The sequence below is a fragment of the Streptomyces brevispora genome (genome assembly GCF_007829885.1).
In the GTDB taxonomy this organism is placed as follows: Bacteria; Actinomycetota; Actinomycetes; order Streptomycetales; family Streptomycetaceae; genus Streptomyces; species Streptomyces brevispora.
On record NZ_VIWW01000002.1, the window covers coordinates 633,287 to 650,984 of the forward strand.

The window sequence follows — 17,698 nt, forward strand, 5'->3', positions numbered from 1 at the left end:
CTCTCCCAGCGGATGCGCAGGCATCGGAAGCCGTGGAACCAGGTTTGGTGCGTTCGACGGCCCCGCGGAAGGCGCCCGGGCCAGAGCCGTGCGGCCGGCCCGGTCATGACACAACGCGTCCGGGCAGGCGGCGGGTCCTGCGTGAGCAACGGTCGGCTGCCCAGACTTCCGGCAGAGGGCACCGCTCCGCCGTCAGCGGGCGCTCGTGGTGGCGATGTCGCTGATGTGGTTGTACCGCTCCACCAGCACGAAAAGCTTGGTCTTCTGCGTCGTCTCCCCACTGCCGAAGGCCAGGGTGACGATGACCTCATGGCCGTTACCCACGGCGCCGTTGTCGCTCACCGTCCACTGCGCCGGGACATTCTGGGCACGCAGGACGCCGTCCGCCCCATTCTTCTTCTCCCACGCCGCCAGCCGCTTGGCGAAGTCGGGCGTCAGGTAGTGCTTGCGGAGCGCCGTGGCCAGCGTGACGTCCGGGTCCGCGTAGTCGCCCTTCGCGTCGATGTACGCGCCGTAGAAGTCGGCGACCCGGGTCACCGCCTGGCCGAACGTGCCGCTGACCGACTGCGATGCGGCGGCGGACGCCTTTGCGGGGGCATGGACGGACGCCTGTGCCGACACCTGTGTCGACACACCGAGTCCGACAGCCAAGACGAGGCCGGCGGCGACGGCCGCGCGGCGGCCCGGACGACGGTGTGCGGAGGACTTCCTGTTCATGTGCGTCTTCCTTCTCTGGTCCGTATGTGGTTACTCTCGGCCGATTCCGGCTTTCGTGCCGAAGGCGCCTGCCGACTTGTCGCCATCTCGTCCGCGTCCGATTCGAGAGACAGGACGGCCCGACTGCCCCATCGGACAGGAGTCGGCCCGGTGTCTTCGCCCCGGGGCCGGCGTGTGGCGGCGGGCGCCGTGGGGAGCCGAACGCCGCGCCTTGAGTACTCGGGCACACAGGTGTCCTGGTACGCAGGCGCAGGGTAGGTGTCGTTGCCGTGCTGCTGCCGGGGCGGTCGTTCTGCCTCGGCCGGTGCGACACCCACAGCTTCGAGGACGGCGGGGATCCACACAACGCCTGCCGCCACACCTGCGACGATGGAACGATCCCACCCCTGTTGAACTGCGGAAACAGAGGTCCCTGGGATGCCCTGAGATGCCGTCCTGGGACGCGGAGACGACTCATGGCGGTCGGCCGACCACCGGGTGCGGCCGACACGGCACAGGGCCGCGGTCTATCGGCCGCGGCTTGCAGCCGTTCGTGCCGCGGTTACTGACTTCGGCGTCTTGAGGTCTCTTCGTCGAACCCGGTGACGGAGTCCACCGTGACTGGTACGCCGGAGACATGCGGTATCCAGACGGGGGCGGGCTGACCGCCGGGCAGCGCAAGCGCCACGAAGAGGTACGAATATGTCTCGTTTGACGCAGTAGTGCGCATCGGTGTCATAGGGGGAGTCGAACCGCAGCGAGGCGGGCGGCAGGGCGTGGCCGTCCCGCCAGCGCAGGGATCCGTCCACGTCCCAGAAGTAGTGGTGGAACCAGGCCTGGCGAAGGATCTCCACTTGAGGAAGAAGCCGCAGGTGGGGTGGGGCGCTGGCGGCCCAGGCGGCGGCGAGGATCTTCTGTCCGTCCCGGCCGAACTCCTCGGCCCGGGCGGTCACGGCCGCTTTCCCGCCCGGTAGTTTGCCGATCTCCACCCGGCGTCCGTACCGCTTGGCCCACTCGGGCTCGATCAGCGGAGTCAGCCGGGCGGGGGCGGCCTCGGCCAGTTCCTCCAAAGCGGCCCGCAGCGTCTCCCCGACCAGCTCCAGGCGGCTGAGGCTGCGAACCGCGGCCAGCACATGGGTGGCGTCGGTACGCTGCCGGCCCCCGGCCTTGAGCAGGCCGGCCTCCACCAGGCGGTCCAGCATCAGCCCGAGCAACTGGCCGGCGGCGCCCTGCTCACCGAGGTCCTCTATCTGTCGCTGCCGCTGCTGCTCCTCTGGGCGGCGGCGACCGCGACCGTCGTCAGCCGCAGGGCACGATGACGGCATGCCGGCGTACGACAAGGACCCCCGGATTTTGCCTTGATCTGGGGGCTGTTGTCGTACGCCGGCGGTCCGGTTCACAGGCGCGTGGCCACCGTGCGGGCCAGGTCCGTCAGCGGCTGATCGTTCTCCGCCGCCGGGTTGCCGCGTACGAGTCGGATCGATACCCACTCCTCGGCCACCCGTAGGAAGACCGAACCGTCCTCCAGATACGCCTCGTCACCGATGCCGTCGAGCGGCTTCAGTTCGTGACCGAGCTGGCGTTCGGCGTCGTAGTAGTTCTGCCCCGACTCTCCGGCGAAGATCTCCACCTGGGCGGTCGGCCCGGACTCGGGTGCGACGTAGGTGCAGGTCTCGTCGACTACGTTGCCGGGCTTCACCGGTGTGCCGGCGAGCCGTTCGGCCTCCTGCTGGGTCACCAGCGCGCACGGGTCCCCCACCGAGGTGGGACTGGTGGGACTGGGCGCTTGCGACGGCTCCTCCGCGTTCGGCTCGGCCGGTGCCGACGTGGCCGAGGCGGTCGGGCTCGGCTTGTTCGTGGCGTCGGAGTCTGCGTCCTGGCACCCCTGAAGGGTCAGCATCAGCAGCGCCCCCAGGGCCACCCCCGCCAGGGACAACGGGCGGTTGCGGCCACGGTCTCGGCTACGGGATCTGGTGCGGGTACGGGTGTGCGTCATCGGTTCGGTCCCCCCTCGTAACTGGCTCCGGAACTCCCCACAGGGGCAGGATGCCCGGCGCAGGTGAACCAACAGACGTTCCGGAGTCAGGACTTGGTTTCAGCATGAAGACCTCGAGTCCCTCAATGAAGCCAGGGCACTCGAACGTCTCGTCCAGGTCCATGGGGCACAAAGAGCCGTGGCCCGAGCGCTAGCTAGGGCCTGTTCTGAGTTCAGATCATGGGAGGGTCGGCAGGCTGCGTAGCCAGAGGACGGCTCCCCGCAGGTGGAGTCCTGCGGCGTAGCTCTCGGGTGTCTTGTCGTAGCGGGTGGCCAGCCCCCGCCATTCCTTGAACCTGTTGATGGCACGCTCGACGGTGTTGCGGTCTTGGTAGAGCGTGGTGTCGTGGCTGACCGGGCGGCCGCCGGAGCGTCCCTTCTTCCTGCGGTTCGCCACCTGGTCCTTCTTCTCCGGGATCACCGCCTTGATCCCTCGTTTGCGCAGGTGGGCGCGGTTGGCGCGGGAGGAGTACGCCTTATCCCCGGCGACCGCGTCCGGCCGGGTCCTCGGGCGGCCGACCGGGACTGAACCGCCCCGAGTTCCCAGGAGGCCGGTCCTGGCCGGGCCGGCGGCTGCGGGGCTGTCCCCACGTCCGTCAGAAGTCGCGTCACACTCGGCGGATCATCTGCGAAAACAAGGACCGACGATACCTCGGTCCCGACACCATGCCCCGGCCGATCCATCGGCAGAGGCATGGTGCCGGAGACGACGACTCAAGGAACTTCCATGCTCAGGCCGTTCTGTCGGCGTCGGCTTCCGGGCTGATCAGGTCCGCGACCAGATCCGTGACGTCGTCGAGTTCCTCCAGGGCCTTCAAGGACTCCATGAGCTTCTCGATCCGACTGTCCGGGAGCGGGTATGCCGTGGCCGCCAGGCAGTCTCGCAACCTGCGGTCGTGATAGCCCTGGGAGAGGGCGTTCCCCGGGAAGCCCGGCGCAATGTCGAGCCCGAAACGCTGCTCGGAACCCTGGCTGACGACGATGAGGTCAGCCGCGCTGTGGCCTCGGGTGTCAAGCGCAGGGTCTGCGGTGACGTGCACCCGAGCGGCCAGGTCACCGACCTCCTTCCCGGTCACGGCCGTCGGAGTGAAGTGCTCCAACCTGGAGGAGCCGCGGAGGAACGCATTGGCGACGCAGAACCGAGCACTGAACTGGCCGTCGACCCTCGGGTTGGTGCCGGGTGCGAACGGATGCCCCACCAGCCGGTAGGCGTACGGCGGGAGCACTACTTCGACCCGGTCGATCCGATCGGCGAGGATTCCCGACCGGCGAGCCTGCAGGGCCAGCTCGGTCACCCCTTGTGTGAGGCCGCAACTGGGGTATTTCTTGAACATCGTCCCCGTCAGCGCATAGTGATCGCCCAGCTCCTCGACGAAGGTGGTTGCGTCGACCTGGCCCCGCCCGTACAGGTGGGTGTACCCGTAGACGCCGTCCAGGAAGTTGTGGGGGCCGGTGAGCCCTCGCAGGGCCCAGAGCGCGCAGGTCACGCCTGCCTCGGCGGCCCAGCCCTGGATGAGTCGCACGGCGAGGGAGCCGTCCACGTTGCTCTGGAAGCTCCCGCCGGCGCGATTGAAGGCCAGGCCGAGGGCCGCCAGTAGCTGGTCTCCCGACAGTCCGAGGATGCGGCCGACCGTTGCGGTGGCGGCGAGCGGGGCGACGACGCCGGTCGGGTCCAAACCGTCGTACAGGGCCTCGGTCAGGTTGAGCCGCGATCCCAGTTCGGCGCCGACCGCGACGGCTGTGACGAACTCCTCGCCGCTGACCCCGCCGCGGAACTCGGCGGCGGCCAAGGCGGCGGGGACCAGCGAGGAGCCGAGGTGGAGGCCGGGTTCCATGGCGTCGCAGTAGTCGAGCGCACGAGCCATGACTCCGTTGAGCAGCGCAGCCGAGGCGGCCGGCAGGCGGTCTCCGTGGACGAGTGAGGTGGCCTGTGGGGCACCACCGTTCTCGAGCAGGAGTCCTCTCAGCTCTCGGCACCCGTCTTCACCGGCTCCGGCCACCGTGGTGCCGAGCACAGTGGTGATCATGGTGCGGACGATGCGTCGGGCTTCGAGGTCGATCTCGTCAAGTCGCGTCGACCGCACGAAGTCGATCAGCTGTTCCGTAGGGGACACCAGGGCTCCTCGCTGTGGAGAGTTTGTCGGGCGGTCAGGCCACCGTCGCGACGGACGGCGAACTCGGCCTGTGTTCCTCGGTGATCTCCTCCAGGGACTTGCCTGTGGTCTTGGGGCCGAAGATCCAGACCAGGACGGCCGTGACGACGTAGAGGGTGACGGACAGCAGGACGACGGCTGTGCCTCCGAAGTTGTCCAGGATCGCGATGCCGAGGAAGGGGATCGCGACGGCGCAGAGGCGTCCGGTGCCGTAGCAGAGCCCGATCGCGGTGGTGCGCAGTCTGGTGGGGAAGACCTCCGAGCCGTACATGTTGATGGAACTGGTCTGCACGTTGGAGAGGAACCCGATCGCGAAGCCCGCGGCCATGATCATCAGGCTGCCGATCCCGAAGCCGAAGAAGAGGCCGGCTGCGGCTGTGCCCAGACCGGTGGCGATGCAGACGGTCCGCCTTTCGTACCGTTCGGCGATGAGTGCGGCGGTGAACGCTCCGAGCGGGTATCCGATCGCCATGACAGCCGTGTAGAGCAGGGAGCTCTTCAGGTCGTAGCCCTTGTCGGCCAGCAGGAGCGGGGTGAGCGAGCTGAAGCCGTAGTAGGCGAGAACGTTGAGCGTCCACAGTGCGCCGACGGCGATCATGGCTCTGCGAGCACCGCGTTTGAAGAGGTCGGAGACCCGTGCTCGGTCCTCGCCGTGGTGCGCGGCTGCCTGGGACACGGTGACCGGCACGGGCGGAAGCGGCTTTCCGGTACTGGCGGCGATCTCCTTCTCGATCTTGGTCACCAAGGCGTCGGCCTCGTCGAGGCGACCGACCGAGGCGAGCCAGCGCGGCGACTCGGGCAGACCACGACGGAACCAGAGCAGGGCGATGATGCCGCTGGCACCGATGACCAACAGCCAGCGCCACCCCTCGATGAGGAAGTGGCTCTCCGCGAGGGGCGCTCCGATCAGGGCGATCACCGGGTAGGCGATGAAGGCCATGGTGAACGCGTAGCCGATGTGACGGCCTCGGCGCTGCGGCGGGATGAACTCCGCGAGGTACGCCGGGATGAGGGCTGCCTCCGCGCCGGCGCCGATGCCGGCGATGAAGCGGCAGGCGACCAGCACCCAGAGGTTGGGGGAGATAGCGGCGACCAGGCTGAAGATCAGGTAGATGGTCAGGTTGATGAGGAACATGCGCCGTCGGCCGATTCGGTCGGCGAGGCGCCCCAGGGTCAGGGCGCCGAAGAACATGCCCAGGAACACCGAAGCGATGAGGCTGGCGGTTTCGAAGCTGTTGAGCTGCCACATCGGGCCGAGGACCGCGGCGAGCACTCCGCCGAGGAAGACCTCGTAGTACTCGTAGAAGGCGCCGATCCCGACCAGCACGGTGAGTTTCCAGTGCCACCGGCCGACCGGCAGTCGGTCGAGCCGCGCGGCCGGCGACGGTGCATCGGGAGCACCCGTGGCATGTGGGGTAGCAGTCACTGTGCGGCCTTTCAGGAGGAGGGGGACGCCGGTCTGCTTGACCGAGGGGTGGTGGGTGACGCAATGCCCCACCACCCTTCGACGTGATCGTCGTCACCGATGGGCATCACTGTGACCCGGAATGCATTTCAGTGACATGTCGATTGCAGGTGACGTTCAACAGCTCGGTGTCAGGCCCGGAATGAGGTCGGCCGGGGCGGCTGCGCAAGCGCGGTGACAGCGGCTCTGAGGCCCCGGGTGAGGGCGGCGTTCACCTCGACCGCGGTGGGACCGGTGAGTGTGGCGGCCAGGTGGGCGTCGGGGCGGATCACCCACACCTCGTCGGGCTTGATGCCCAGCCTCGCGGCGCCGCCCTCGGCCAGGTCCGCGCTGCGGTGCACGGGCACGGCACGGCCCAGGTCGAGCAGCTCCCGGTGCAGCGTGTCACGACAAGCCGCTGGCCGGCGATCCGCTCGTCGAGCACCTGCTCGGTGCGGGTCTGGGAGAGGTTGACGAACGGCGGAAAGACGCTGCCGTCGTCGGTGTACTTGGTGCAGAAGAGCCGTGCTCGCGGTAGAACGTGCGAGCACGGCTCCAGGTCAGCCCCTCCTGCGCGATCTGCCGTCCGGCTCCGTCGAGGGTGTCCCAGATGTCGAGGATGTCGCGCTGCTGGGTGATCGCCTTGGAGCCGACCGGATTGCGCTCGGGACGCAGGTCCAACCCGATGGTGGACAGATCCGTTTGCTGTGCAGACCCCTTTGCCGCTGCCGACACCGAGCAGAAGGGCGCGATCGTCACGGCAGCGGTCTCGGCCGGGCTGATGTGGCGCTGCCCGAAGTGTCGGCGGACGAACCCCCGTGCCGCGACGAGCTGAGAGGGCCCCTGACGGCTGCCGCACCGCCGGTCGGCCAGCCAGCCGGAAAGCATGCAGGTGGCCGCTTTGCTCCCAGGGCAGTTCCCCGCGTTGGAGGGACCGCGATGATCAGCACGTACCCTCCCGCACCCCAGCACCTTCGGGCTGCGTGCCTGCATCCCGACGGCCATCTCATAGGAAACGTCAGCGCCGCGACGCTCCAGGTCTACCTGGACGACGACCTGGTCTACCGCAACGACGGCGACCGCTACCGGCTGCCTCCGGGGACCGCCCAGAAGAAGTGGCGTCGGACCGTACTTCATCACCGGCGCGGGATCCTGAGCGACGCCCAGCGGGCCGCCGTCGGCTGGCCGACCAGCGCCTCCCTGGCCCGGCTCAGCCTCGTCGAGTACCGGGATGCCGCCGGCAATCCCCGTACCATCAACGGCGACGACGGCCGCACCGGCCCCAGCATCGCCCCCACCTCACCACCGCTGGCAGCTCATAGGCACCCTCATGACTTCGCTCATCCTGTTTGACCACCACCTCGACGAGACCCCGCACCCACCTCGCCGACGCCCTCCCGCACCCCGGCGGACGTGGTAGCCGCGGACACGTTGGCAGCCTTCCGCGCAGCTTCGCACAAGTCGCTCTCCTACGGCCTCGGCCTCGACTCGACAGCCCTACTTCTGGCAATCCTCGACGATCCCGCCAGCTTCGGCATCGCCGAGGACTTCTCCAGCTGTCCGCGGTGACCGGTTTGACCGCTTCGAGATTCCCGACATGATCGCCGATGTCCAGGACCACGTGCTGCCCCGGCTCCGGCAGAGGGGTCGTCCGGTACGCGCAGGTCGTCCGCGCCGGGCGTCGGGAGGGAATCGGCGTCGAGGTCGTGTCCGACACCACGAATCCCGGGAAGGTGTTCAGCCGCGGCCAATGGACGCTCATGGGCGAGCTGGAGGCCAACGGCACGGTCCCCCAATACGCCGACGGTCACCGGTGCAGCTTAAAATTCAAGGCCTCCCATATTGATCGCTTCCAGCTCGACCAGGCCGGCGGCCAGACGGCCGGCAAGCTCTTCGGCTGCAATGCCGACGAGTACAAGCGGACGGCCGAAGCCGATAAGCACCAGACCCGCCGCGCCAAGAAGGCCGGCACCCGGACCTCGGCGGTCGTTCGCAAGGTGACCGTCCCGCCAGGTGCAGCACGGCGTTCGCCGCAGTGGAGACAACGGGGCCCGCGACCGAGACGGGGCTCGTGATGGCTCGTCCTACGAGCACACGGGCGGAAACAACGCCGCACCACCTTCACTGACCAACAGCAACGGGAGTCCCTGAGCGGTGCGGCCGCGGGCGTTGGCCAGTCGTCCCATCTCACTGTGGTGAAACACGAGGGGCAGCCGTGCACGGTCCGCCCGCAGCGCCTCGATTTTGAGCAAGACAATCACGTGGTCGCCGGCGTCGATCTCCTGGTAGACCGAGCAGTCGAACACGGCTGCGGCACCGTCGATGAATATCGCACCTTCGACGGTCCTCTTCCACCCAACATCGCGGAACCTGTCGCCCCGTCCCGCGAGGGCTCGGCAGGCCGCCGCCTGGTCCTCGGCGAAAATACTGATGCCCAACCGGGGCAGGTCCCGCAGGAAGGGCCACGTCGACGACGTCTTCTGCACGCAGACCGACACCAGGGCGGGGTCGAGGGAGACCGAGGTGAAGGAGCTCACGGCCATGCCAGCAGGCTCGTCCTCGATGCAGCCGCACACAGCCACGACACCGCTGGGGAAGCAGGCGAAGGCATGTCGCAGTTCGGTCGGGTCGGCCGACAACGGGCGCAAGTTCATAGGGATGTGTCCTTCATGGATTCACGGTCCGGCGTGACGGCGTCACGCCGGACGGGACGGTCGACGCGTGGTCGAGGAAGGCCTAGGGCGTGAGAACGACGTGCTCGCTGACCCACGCGATGACGGCGTCAAGCACCTGGTCGTTGTTGCGTTCAAGCATCATGAGATGGCCGTTGCCGTGGATCCCGAGGTCACCAAGTTGAAGGTGGTCGACGTTCTCGCACCCGGCTTGGCGCAGGAAGGCGACAGTGCCGGCGTCCATGGGCCCGGCCAAGGACTGCTCGCCGGTGACGATCGCGATCGGCGTGTCGGTGAGGCCCGGCAGGCGACGGGGTGGGGCGGCTTGCAGTCGCATCGGAGGCTCCGAGTCGGTGGCCTGGACGTTGATCAGGTCGATTGCGGCGGCCAACGGTGCCGGGTCGTAGTTCATCCGGCAGGCGGCGAGCCCCCACGGGAGCGGGAACGGCCCGCTCGGACCCAGCGGCTCCAGTGCCACAATGGCCCGCACAAGGTCGGGCCGTTCGTCGGCCATCAGCCATCCAGCCGGGCCGCCGGCGGAGTTGGTGATGATGATGGCCGGACCGATCCGATCCAGGAGCTCCGCTCCTCGCCTCCGCATCAGCTCGTGGTCGTGCGCAAGGTCGGGCATTGGTCCTTGGGAGGCCAGGAGCTGGGCGAGTGCGGGGTCGTCCGCAAGGCCGGTGCCTGGCCATTGGGTGTGCTCGGGGTTGTTCGCTCCGGCGAACATGACGCCGAGCGTCTCCACCGAGGAGGGCATCGGCGAGGGGCCGGTGATAGCGGGACGGACCGGGGAACGGCCCTGTCCCGGGCGGTCGAGGGTGTAGACGGAGAAGCCGCGCTGGAGCAGGAGCGTCCGCCAGCCGGGTCGGCCATCGGGAGTCGACATCCAGTCCAGGCCCTGGCCCCCACCACCGTGGATCAGGACGACCGGGTAAGCCTGCGTCTGCTCCTCCGGCACCTGGAAGTCGACAAAGAGTTGTGTGCCGTCGACAAGCGTCTGACCCTCGCTCTCCTGGTACGTGACGCCGACCCAGAAATACCCCTGCTGGGCGAGGCGCACAGCGCTCGTCACGGGCTTGGACTCAGCCTGCATTGCGCGCTCGCAGGACAGGCATGACCTCCCGCGCGAACAGGCGGGTCTGGTCGGGGGTGAAGGTCTCGACGAGCAGGCGGCGCGCGCCGGTTGCGTCGAGTGCCTCCTGGAGCTGGTCGATGATCTGGTCCGGCGTGCCGACTACCGTGAGTGCAGGGCGGTCCTTCTTCTTGTCAATCGCGAACTCGCCGTCGCTCTTGGGGACCGAGCGGCCGTTGGAGGCGTAGTGCGCCATGAACTGATTGAACGTGTTGGCGAAGACGTCACAGTTGGCTTCAGCCTCGGCCTCGGTCTCGCCGATCGCGATGAAGCGCTCCACCATCATGTTGGCCGCTGACCGATCGTGACCGTGCTCGTTGGAGACCTGGAGGTAGTAGTCAAGCGCCTCCTTGTGGGACTGGTCGGTGCCGAAGTTGCGCATCACGCTCCAGCCGTACCCGCCGGCGACCGCCATGCTTTCGAGGCTGCCGGATGCCAGCCAGATCGGGAACTCCTCCTGGAGCGGGCGGGTGGCGATCGAGGTCGGCCTCGTGACCTTGAAGTACTTGCCATCGAAGGTGACGTCGTGCTCGCTGAGCAGGAGTCGGACGAGCTCGAGGGACTCCAGCCATGCCTCCTTGAGATCCGCTTCGCTGAGGTCGCGCCCCAGCGCGATGCGTGCCTCGCCCGGCGCGCCTCGTCCTATGCCCAGCTCGAACCGACCGCCGCTGAGCAGGTCGAGGGTGCCGGCCTCCTCGGCCACCCGAATGGGGTTGTACAGCGGCAGGATCGTGACTGCCGTGCCGAGGCGGATCGTGCTGGTCTTCACGGCCGCCGCCGCGATCAGCAGGTGCGGCGAGGGACAGGTCATCAGTGGCGCGTGGTGCTCGGTGACGGTCAGACCATCGAATCCGAGCTCTTCGGCGAGCTGGGCGAACTCGACGAAGTCGTCGATCTGCCGCTTCTGCCAGGTGGGGTTGTGCACATCCGGCACCCGGTCGGTGGTGTGCAGACCTAGACCGTACTGGTGTACGAACTTGATGCCGTTCGTGTCGTCGCTGATGGCGCCCATCGAGTGTGCTCCATTATTTCTGGGATGTGTTGGGTGTCTCACGCTAGGAGGGTCTGGATGAACCTCCGATCCGCGTTGCGACGTGCCGATCCGTAATGCGACCCCAGTTGTGTGTGGGGGGGCGATGACACTGCCCGTGGGCCGGAACGCAGTGGACTTGCCAGGGACAAGACCGCAGGACCTGCCCTGGTCAGGGCAGGTCCTGCGGTCTTGTCCCTACGACTTGCTGCCTGCTGATCAGCAGAGCGGCTCCGCGGTCCCCCATGCGACTCACCCGCTCAGTACGCACTGCCGCGCATGCGCGGGGGCTGTCCTACCGGGTCGCAGACTCACGCAGAGTCACCAACGGCGGGACGCCATAGCGCTCCCGGTATGCGCCGGCGAAGCGAGGCACGTGGGTGAAACCCGAGCGGTAAGCGATCTCGGCGACCGTCTTCCCCGCCCCCGCAGCCAGGTCGTTGTGCGCATGCTCCAACCGAACCCGTTGCACGTATTCTCGCGGTGACAGGCCGACGTACTCGCGGAAATGTCGCTGCAGAGCCCGCGCGCTAACCCCCGCCACCGAGCAGAGCCGACTCAACGACAGATCGCCGGCAGGCTCTTGCTCGATGAGTTCGACCGCGCGCTTCAGTGACTGGGGGCGAAATCCATTGACCTGTCCTTGGTTGAGCCACTCCGAGTAGTTGTTCGGCTGGGCCAACAGCAGCCCCGTCATGAGGAAGTCTGGCCACGGGTTGGCCTCTGCTCCTACGGCGCTGAGGCCTGAGGCTTCATCCAAATCCTCCAGCAGCACCTTGACCCCCCTGACCCAGGATGCGAGGGCGGGTCGGGTCAGGTCCATGTCTATCTGGAACCGGATCGGCTTGGTGACCGGCCTGTCGAGCATCCGCTCGAGGTTCCGGTCCAGGGCGAAACGCTCGATGCCGACGTGCACTTGCGCGTACCCGTCGCTGAGGTGCATGCCGGCGACCATCTGCGGCGACAGAATCACCGCTCGCGTGGCCGAGCAGAGCGCCTGCTCATTGGCTACAGTCACCTGGTTGGTGCCTGCAAGCGCGAAGCTCACGACGTAGTTGGACTCTTGTCGAGTGAAATCGACGGCCAACTCGCTGCCGACGGTGTGGGCGTAGACGAGCTTCACTGGTCCGAGCGTGGTCGCCGAAAGCGACGCTCGCGTGATGGCGGCAAGTTGACGGCGAGGCGTCTTGAACTTGCATTCGGTGAGCCAAGCCGGGGCGCTCGCCTCGAGGGCCTCCAACTCGGCGTCTTCCATCACGCTGAATCGGCGTAGCGGTGTCCTTGTCAGCAATCCTGCCCTGGTCGCCATTGGCAATGCTCACCTCTTCCGCCAACGCTCGGAACCCGATCGTCAACGCTTGTATGACATGCATCGTAGAATAGCAAGGGCTTGTGGTCGTGTCGCGGGATCAAGGGTGCCTCGTGTGCCGAGGGCCTGGAGGCGCGAGGCGCTCAAACAACGGCCTACATCCTTCATCCACGCTGTGACGCACGCGTTGTAGATCGGACGCTGGCCGACCAGTGCAGAGACACGGGCGTTGACGTGGACCCACAGGAATACCACGTCGCCAACCGAACTGGCACCGACCTCCGTCGAGGACATGTCGAGGTATTCCATCGCTCAGTTTGACAAGGCATTCGGTTTTGGTGTCCCACAAGCCTCTGGTGAGTCTGTAGCGCAGGCTGGTGTGAAGGAAGTAGGTCTGTCAGCGCATAGATGTCGCCCGCAGCCATTGCGGCACAAAGAGCGGCTTCGGCGATTTGGACCTCGGTGAGGGAAGGAGCGTTCACGACCCAGTGGGGGCAAGGACGATGTCGAACCGGGTGCGGGTCCAGGTGCCCTCGACAACCCGTCCGTCAGGTGTGGGCGTGCCGGCCGACTGCTCGACGAAGTCCTTGATGAGGGACTCCTTGACCCCGAAGACGCTGTCCTTGTCGAGCAGATCGTCACCGGCGACGAAGATGTGGGTGACCAGACGGCGGCACCCAGGTGCGGTGACCATGAAGTGGAGGTGGCTCGCCCGGTACGGCGAGCGACCGACGGCCTGCAACATCTTGCCCACCGGGCCGTCATACGGGATCGGGTACGGCGTCGGCGTGCCGCCCCAGAAGCGATAGGCGCCGTTCTCGTCGGCGAACAGGTGGGCGCGGGCGGCGACCCGGCCGTCCGCATACTGGACGTCATACAGGCCGTCCGCGTCGGCCTCCCACACTTCGATCCGAGCGCCGGGGAGGCGGTTGCCCTCGGTGTCGGTGACGGTGCCCTCAACCCAGCACGGCTGGCCGGCGGCTCCGAAGGACATGTCCTCGCCGTTCTGAATTTCCGGGGAACCCTCGACGAAGAACGGGCCCCACACGGTTGACTCGGTGGCGTCCTTGTACGCCTCGTTGTTGATCGCGATGGTCTGCATCGAGGCGCCCAAGGTGTCGGAGAGCAGAATGAACTCCTGGCGCTTGTCGTCAGTGATGTGCCCGACCGCGGTGAGGAACTTGATCGCTTCGCCCCACTCCTCCTCGGTCAACCGCACGTCGCGCAGGAACGCATGCAGGTGCTCTACCAGCGAAACCATGACTCGCTTCAGGCGCGGATCGGCACAGCCGTCGAAGGAGCGGATCACACGCTGAAGTACGTCCTCCTCAATCTCCGCCTGGCGCGCTTTGACTGGCCGGCACGGGGTCTGTTGTTCGGCCTCGGCGTATTCGATCCGCTGGACAGCAAGGTTTTGGGCGTCGGTCGGGCTCATGCGGGTTCGCTTCCTTCCCAAGCCGCCCGCAGAAGGGCGGTGACGTTCTCGTGAGTGACTGGGGTCGGGTTGTTGACCGGGATCGCTCTGAGGAGCGGCGCAACCGCCTTCTCGATCCCGCTCTCCGGCATGCCGAAGTCCTTGAGCGCCCTTGGTGCGTCGAGGGTCTTGCGCAACGCGGCGAGGCCCGCAGTGGCGGTCGGCGACCCAAATGCGGTCGCGATCCGGACATCAGCGTCAGCTGCGTTGGGTGAGTTGAAGGCCAGGACATACGGGAGTACGACAGCGTGCGTCTGTGCGTGCGGCAGGTTGAACATCCCACCCAGCACATGACAGATCTTGTGATGCATCCCCGACCCCGCGGAGGCGAAGGCGACCGCGGCCAGGTAGGCGCCGTAGAGCGTCTGCTCGATCCCCGCCATGTTCGCCGGGTCAGCTGCCACCACCGGCAGCCCCTCCGCCAGGCCGCGAATGCCCTCCTGCGCCAACGCCCGATCGATCGGGTCCGACCGCGGCCCCCACATCGAGTCCACACAATGCGCCATCGCGTTGAGCCCACTGGCCACAGTCATCTTTCCCGGCAGGCTGGTCAACAGCGAGGCGTCGTAGACGATCGAGGCCGGCAAAACCTTGTTGTCCACACCGGTGGTCTTCGTCTCACCCTCGGTCAGGCCCCACACGCTGGTCGCCTCACTCCCGGCGTACGTCGTGGGAACGGCAATGATCGGCAGACCGGTTGTCATGGCCACCGCTTTCGCCAAGCCCGTTGTCGATCCGCCGCCAACCGACACCAGGACATCAGCTCCCGAGGTCTCTGCGGCCTCGCGCGCCCGGACAGCTACCTCGACAGGCACATGCATCACGACGTCCTCGTGCCGGAGCACGACCGGGAGCTTCTTCGCGATCGGGTCGACCAAGCTGGCTTCCCGCCCGGAGGCGATGAGCATGACCCTGCTGCATTTCAGTGCCGCCACCTCCGCCGCTACGGCCTCTGCGGCCGAGCTGGCGGCGAAGACGACACGCTGCGGCAGCGTCTCGTGAGTGAAGTTCATCAGTTTCTTTGGCTTCCTTCTTGTTTTGCGTCGTCCTTATGGCGTTCAACAGCTCGGTGTCAGGCCCGGGAGGATGTCGGCCGGGGCGGCTGCGCAAGCGCGGTGACAGCGGCTCCGAGGCCCCGGGTGAGGGCGGCGTTCACCTCGACCGCGGTGGGACTGGTGAGTGTGGCGGCCAGGTGGGCGTCGGGGCGGATCACCCACACCTCGTCGGGCTTGATGCCCAGCCTCGCGGCGCCGCCCTCGGCCAGGTCCGTGCTGCGGTGCACGGGTACGGCACGGCCCAGGTCGAGCAGCTCCCGGTGCAGCGCGGCGGCGTTCACCCCGTCGCCGGTGACCACCGTGAAACGCCTGCGCGCCAGCAGTCGCAGGCGCGTAGCCCTGGCCGTGGCGGGATCGGTGACCGGGATGTCAGGTACCAGTACGCCAGGTCCGGGTGCCGGCACGGATCCCTTCGGCGGGCGACCGGCGAAGGGGTGCGCCGGGTCGGTGGTGGTCAGTGGCGAGTCGACGTACCAGAACGGCTCTGCCAGTCGCCCCGAGTCCACCTGCGCCCGGGCGGCCGGTTCGGCCACGGCACGCTCCAGCACGTCGAGCCGCCGGGCCTGTTCCGTGGGGGTCTGGGGCACCAGGAACTCCATCGTGGCTCCCGTGATCGCGAGGTTCTCCAGGGCCGCGGCGTGCCGCTCGTGGTGATAGCTGTCCAGCAGGCCCTCCCCAGCCATGCCGTGCAGGACCGCGGCGACCTTCCACGCGGCGTTCTCGGCGTCCTGCACCCCTGAGTTCAGGCCCCGGCCGCCGAACGGGGAGACCAGATGGGCGGCGTCGCCCACCAGGAGCACCCGACCCACCCGGAACCGGTCGGCGACCCGGGAGTGGAACCGGTAGACCGACTTCCAGACGATCCGATACGCATGGTCGCCGATCACAGCCCGGATCCGGCGGTCGAGCCGGCCGTCGCTCTCCTCGGCCGCCATGTCGAACTCTTCGGGCACCTGCCAGTCGATCCGGTACGTCGAATCGGGGCAGGGGTGGATCAGCACCTGGCGCCCGGGGTTCCACTCCGGGTCGAAGTAGAAGCGCCGCTCCCGTTCCCAGCCGGGCAGATCGGCTTGGATGTCGCAGATGAGGAACTGGTCGCCGAACGTACGGCCGCCGAACTCCACTCCGAGGCGCTCGCGCAGGCCATGCCCTCTAGCGCCCACGCAGGCCAGCACGTAGGCCGCGCGGACCGTGACGTTCCCGTCGGCGGTCTCACAGAGCAGCTCGACGTGATCCTGATGCTGGATCAGGTCGGTGACCCGATGCCCCCAACGCGCCTCGACGAGCGGCTGGCCGGCGATCCGCTCGTCGAGCACCTGCTCGGTGCGGGTCTGGGAGAGGTTGACGAACGGCGGAAAGACGCTGCCGTCGTCGGTGTACTCGGTGCAGAAGAGTTCGTGCTCGCGGTAGAACGTGCGAGCACGGCTCCAGGTCAGCCCCTCCTGCGCGATCTGCCGTCCGGCTCCGTCGAGGGTGTCCCAGATGTCGAGGATGTCGCGCTGCTGGGCGATCGCCTTGGAGCCGACCGGATCGCGCTCGGGACGTTGGTCCAACACGATGGTGGACAGACCCCAGTGGGCCAGGAGCAGGGCGGCGGTCTGGCCGACCGGGCCGTTGCCGATGACGACGACGGGGGCGTCGATCCGGTTTCTGTCGGTGGTGGTCATGGTGTCGTCCCGTCCTCAGTGCTGCAGCTGGGCCCAGACCTGACGGTCGCGCTCCGCTGTCCAGACGCTCGGGTGCTCGCCACCGGAGAGCTCCTCCCAGAGCCGGGCGACGTCGAAGGGCAGGCAGTGCTCGAAGATCGGCCAGCTGCCGTACTGCGGCTCGAGTGCGCCGTGGGCGGCTTCGAAGGCCTCCCTGAGGTCGCCTCCCCGGGCGTGCACGCTCTGAACGGTGTTGATCAACGTGGTGAGGAAGCCTCGCGTCTGGGCGATCGCCGCGGAGACCTCGTCCCGGCCTCGGGCGATGACGCCCCGGCCGCCCACCAGCACCTCGGCGCCCAGGGCCGCGACCCGGTCGAGGGTCTCGGTGGCCCATTCCCGGTGGTAGGCGTCACCGGTGTACAGCGCGGCCTGGGTCTCGACCAGGTCGCCCGCGAACAGCACCTTGTGGCGCGGGAGCCAGGCGACGATGTCACCGGACGTGTGCCCCCGGCCGAGGAAGAGGAGTTGCAGCTCGCCCCGGTCGCCGCCGAGGTCGATGGACAGCCCGTCGGTGAAGGTGACATCCGGCCGGGTGAGTCCGGGGACGGAGTCGGGGTCCTCGAAGAGCACCGGGAAACGCCCCTGCTCGGAGTCCCAGTCCTGCTTGCCGCGCTCCTCGATCAACGCCTTGGTCTGGGCGTGGGCGATGATCACGTCGGGCTCGAAGGCGCTCGCTCCGAGGACGCGGGCCGCGTGGTAGTGCGACAGGACCAGGTGGCGCACAGGCTTGTCGGTGTGCTCACGCACCATCGCCAGGGTCCTGCGGGCGACGGTCGGTGTGGCGAGTGCCTCGAAGCAGACGAGGAAGTCCTCTCCCTCGACCGCGCCGAAGTTGGGATCGCCCTCGGCGGTGACGGCGTAGACGCCGTCGGCCAGTACCTCCAGGGTCTGCTGCTTGACCCTGGTCTCACCGGTGGAAGCGAACGGCTTGGACATGGCGGCTCCATCACGTAGAGGTCATGAGGTCCGGAAGGTCATAAAACCTTTGA

18 protein-coding genes and 1 pseudogene are annotated in these 17,698 nt (G+C 67.7%); 3 read left to right on the forward strand and 16 right to left on the reverse strand.

Annotation, left to right across the window (positions count from 1 at the left end; all coding sequences use genetic code 11):
* Positions 1 to 192: 192 nt before the first annotated feature.
* Together FHX80_RS32360 and FHX80_RS32365 are read right to left on the reverse strand one after the other, a co-directional pair.
* Positions 193 to 717, reverse strand: coding sequence for a hypothetical protein (locus tag FHX80_RS32360; protein ID WP_145768021.1), 525 nt, complete (start codon positions 715 to 717; stop codon positions 193 to 195).
* A gap of 506 nt (positions 718 to 1,223) precedes the next feature.
* The gene (locus tag FHX80_RS32365) at positions 1,224 to 1,829 is read right to left on the reverse strand and encodes a hypothetical protein (protein WP_145768022.1); all 606 of its coding nucleotides are present in this window, start codon (positions 1,827 to 1,829) and stop codon (positions 1,224 to 1,226) included.
* Here FHX80_RS32365 and FHX80_RS32370 point away from each other — a divergent pair, their 5' ends adjacent.
* Positions 1,830 to 2,015: a hypothetical protein gene (locus tag FHX80_RS32370; RefSeq protein ID WP_145768023.1), complete on the forward strand. Its 186-nt coding sequence runs from the start codon at positions 1,830 to 1,832 to the stop codon at positions 2,013 to 2,015. It begins immediately after the preceding gene.
* Between the two features lie 77 nt (positions 2,016 to 2,092).
* Here FHX80_RS32370 and FHX80_RS32375 read toward each other — a convergent pair whose 3' ends face one another.
* The 6 genes and pseudogenes from FHX80_RS32375 to FHX80_RS35290 all read right to left on the reverse strand — a co-directional run bounded on the left by FHX80_RS32375 (position 2,093) and on the right by FHX80_RS35290 (position 7,216).
* Positions 2,093 to 2,692: a DUF3558 family protein gene (locus tag FHX80_RS32375; protein ID WP_208764845.1), complete on the reverse strand. Its 600-nt coding sequence runs from the start codon at positions 2,690 to 2,692 to the stop codon at positions 2,093 to 2,095.
* A gap of 217 nt (positions 2,693 to 2,909) precedes the next feature.
* Positions 2,910 to 3,257, reverse strand: a pseudogene (locus FHX80_RS32380) (transposase); the annotation flags it as partial.
* 205 nt (positions 3,258 to 3,462) lie between these two features.
* The gene (locus tag FHX80_RS32385) at positions 3,463 to 4,845 is read right to left on the reverse strand and encodes an MmgE/PrpD family protein (protein WP_167523793.1); all 1,383 of its coding nucleotides are present in this window, start codon (positions 4,843 to 4,845) and stop codon (positions 3,463 to 3,465) included.
* Positions 4,846 to 4,879: 34 nt separating this feature from the next.
* The gene (locus FHX80_RS32390) at positions 4,880 to 6,310 is read right to left on the reverse strand and encodes an MFS transporter (RefSeq protein WP_145768025.1); all 1,431 of its coding nucleotides are present in this window, start codon (positions 6,308 to 6,310) and stop codon (positions 4,880 to 4,882) included.
* A 170-nt stretch (positions 6,311 to 6,480) separates the two neighbouring features.
* On the reverse strand, positions 6,481 to 6,690 hold the full coding sequence (locus FHX80_RS32395) for a hypothetical protein (protein ID WP_145768026.1): 210 nt from the start codon (positions 6,688 to 6,690) through the stop codon (positions 6,481 to 6,483).
* Between the two features lie 43 nt (positions 6,691 to 6,733).
* Positions 6,734 to 7,216, reverse strand: coding sequence for a hypothetical protein (locus tag FHX80_RS35290; RefSeq protein WP_208764846.1), 483 nt, complete (start codon positions 7,214 to 7,216; stop codon positions 6,734 to 6,736).
* 51 nt (positions 7,217 to 7,267) lie between these two features.
* Between FHX80_RS35290 and FHX80_RS32405 the strand changes: the two genes are divergently transcribed.
* Entirely contained in the window at positions 7,268 to 7,681 is a 414-nt protein-coding gene (locus FHX80_RS32405; RefSeq protein ID WP_244318725.1) for a hypothetical protein, read from the forward strand.
* A 353-nt stretch (positions 7,682 to 8,034) separates the two neighbouring features.
* Entirely contained in the window at positions 8,035 to 8,403 is a 369-nt protein-coding gene (locus FHX80_RS32410; protein WP_145768027.1) for a hypothetical protein, read from the forward strand.
* A 9-nt stretch (positions 8,404 to 8,412) separates the two neighbouring features.
* Here the strand turns inward: FHX80_RS32410 and FHX80_RS32415 are convergent, their stop codons facing one another.
* From FHX80_RS32415 to FHX80_RS32450, 8 genes are all read right to left on the reverse strand, one after another.
* Positions 8,413 to 8,982, reverse strand: coding sequence for a flavin reductase family protein (locus FHX80_RS32415; RefSeq protein WP_145768028.1), 570 nt, complete (start codon positions 8,980 to 8,982; stop codon positions 8,413 to 8,415).
* An 82-nt stretch (positions 8,983 to 9,064) separates the two neighbouring features.
* A complete protein-coding gene (locus FHX80_RS32420) occupies positions 9,065 to 10,075 on the reverse strand; it encodes an alpha/beta fold hydrolase (protein WP_167523794.1) in 1,011 nt (336 codons plus the stop codon).
* A 10-nt stretch (positions 10,076 to 10,085) separates the two neighbouring features.
* Positions 10,086 to 11,147 carry an LLM class flavin-dependent oxidoreductase gene (locus FHX80_RS32425; protein ID WP_145768030.1) on the reverse strand — a complete coding sequence of 354 codons (1,062 nt, stop codon included), beginning with the start codon at positions 11,145 to 11,147 and terminating at the stop codon, positions 10,086 to 10,088.
* A gap of 313 nt (positions 11,148 to 11,460) precedes the next feature.
* On the reverse strand, positions 11,461 to 12,420 hold the full coding sequence (locus tag FHX80_RS32430) for an AraC family transcriptional regulator (protein WP_244318753.1): 960 nt from the start codon (positions 12,418 to 12,420) through the stop codon (positions 11,461 to 11,463).
* Between the two features lie 532 nt (positions 12,421 to 12,952).
* On the reverse strand, positions 12,953 to 13,909 hold the full coding sequence (locus FHX80_RS32435) for an intradiol ring-cleavage dioxygenase (RefSeq protein ID WP_145768032.1): 957 nt from the start codon (positions 13,907 to 13,909) through the stop codon (positions 12,953 to 12,955).
* On the reverse strand, positions 13,906 to 14,961 hold the full coding sequence (locus tag FHX80_RS32440) for a maleylacetate reductase (RefSeq protein ID WP_145768033.1): 1,056 nt from the start codon (positions 14,959 to 14,961) through the stop codon (positions 13,906 to 13,908). Before FHX80_RS32440 ends, FHX80_RS32435 begins: the two co-directional genes overlap by 4 nt.
* 59 nt (positions 14,962 to 15,020) lie before the next feature.
* Positions 15,021 to 16,670, reverse strand: a complete 1,650-nt coding sequence (locus tag FHX80_RS32445) for an FAD-dependent monooxygenase (RefSeq protein WP_145768034.1) — start codon at positions 16,668 to 16,670, stop codon at positions 15,021 to 15,023.
* A 15-nt stretch (positions 16,671 to 16,685) separates the two neighbouring features.
* Positions 16,686 to 17,645: an MBL fold metallo-hydrolase gene (locus FHX80_RS32450; RefSeq protein ID WP_055592288.1), complete on the reverse strand. Its 960-nt coding sequence runs from the start codon at positions 17,643 to 17,645 to the stop codon at positions 16,686 to 16,688.
* Positions 17,646 to 17,698 lie beyond the last annotated feature (53 nt).